At 73.5% G+C, this 1,138-nt stretch carries 2 protein-coding genes and 1 pseudogene; all 3 read right to left on the bottom strand.

All coding sequences use genetic code 11. From position 1 onward, the window contains the following. Positions 1–33 precede the first annotated feature (33 nt). Positions 34–192 carry a hypothetical protein gene (locus FF041_RS39845; protein ID WP_153526754.1) on the bottom strand — a complete coding sequence of 53 codons (159 nt, stop codon included), beginning with the start codon at positions 190–192 and terminating at the stop codon, positions 34–36. Between the two features lie 20 nt (positions 193–212). Continuing rightward, positions 213–614 (bottom strand): hypothetical protein, encoded by a 402-nt coding sequence (locus FF041_RS39840; RefSeq protein ID WP_153526752.1) that lies wholly within the window; start codon positions 612–614, stop codon positions 213–215. 55 nt (positions 615–669) lie between these two features. Then, positions 670–912 (bottom strand): annotated as a pseudogene (locus tag FF041_RS39835) (DNA cytosine methyltransferase); the annotation flags it as partial. Between the last annotated feature and the right edge of the window lie 226 nt (positions 913–1,138).

Here is a 1,138-nt window from a genome sequence, read left to right as displayed (position 1 = left end):
GGCCCGGCCGGGAACCCCGGGATAGAGGAGGGCTCACCCCGCCCCGTGAGCGCAGTGACCCAGGGGCGGGGCGAGCAGCTCGACCGCGCGGGCGGCCTGTTGGGGGACGACGCCGTTGCCGAGCGCGGTGAGCTGCGCGGGACGCCCCAGCCCGGGGGTGTCGGTGACCCAGCCCGGTGGGAGGCCCTGCATCCACTCCACGAACGCCGGGCTCAGACGGCCCGCGCCATCGGTCGGTGCCGGTGCCGGACGGGTTGAGTTCTCCCATCGGGCGACGGCGGAGGCGTAGGGCCCCCACCGCTGTGGGTCTCGGTGAAGAGGGGCAGGACCACCGCCGACAACGGCGGCCGGAACCCCTGGCCCGCGCGGCGCCCCGGAGTGCCCGTGTCCGTGGCCCTGGGGGTGGGCAGCAGCCGGGCCGCCGCCGAGGGCAGGGTCAGATCGCCGTTGCCATGGCGCTGGTTCGGTGATCCCTTGATCCCGTCCGAAGCCTTCGGGGTCGGCAGCAGCCACTCCACCTCGTCCGCGAGATTCGGACCGTGCCCGCCGGCCTTGCGCTTCGACGGGTGCTGGCTCCCGCCGTTCTTTCCGATGTTGCTCGTCGGCGTCTTCAACAGCGGCGTGGCGGGGCCAGGCGGTGAGGAAGACCCGCTCGCGGCGGTGGGGTGCGCCGATGTCGGAGGCGCGAAGCACGCGCCAGCGCGCATCGAACCCGAGGTCGGCCAGGGATCCGAGTACGGCACCGAGTGCGCGCACAGCAGGCTGGCCTGCATGGTTTCCCAGACACCACGGGCAGGGTTCCAGCTCGCCAGAGGCAGGGGCGGCGGGGGAGGTGAGGAGCCCCCGGACATTCTCGATCACCACCAGACACGGTTGGAGGATGTTGATGGCGCGGGCAACGTGGTGCCACAGACCGGACCGGGTGCCCGCGGACAGCCCGGCCCGGCGACCGGCGACCGAGACGTCTTTGACAGGGGAAACCGGCCGTGAGGACGCACACCCCCGGAACCGTCGCCCAGTTCACCTGCGAGACGTCGCCGAGGTTCGGCACCCCGGGCCAGTGCCGGGCCAGAATCCGCGAGGCGCCGGGGTCGGTGTCGGCGTGCCAGGCGAGCCGGCCGCCGAGGACCGTCTGGAT

The organism is Streptomyces jumonjinensis, from assembly GCF_009600885.1.
Taxonomy (GTDB): domain Bacteria; phylum Actinomycetota; class Actinomycetes; order Streptomycetales; family Streptomycetaceae; genus Streptomyces; species Streptomyces jumonjinensis.
Note: the sequence above shows the minus strand (reverse complement) of the source record. Positions and strands in the feature narration are given on the sequence as shown.

What these genes read in the sequence shown, in the direction of transcription:
- FF041_RS39845 (WP_153526754.1), bottom strand. Translation starts at nt 192, where the DNA reads ATGCAGGGCCTCCCACCGGGCTGGGTCACCGACACCCCCGGGCTGGGG.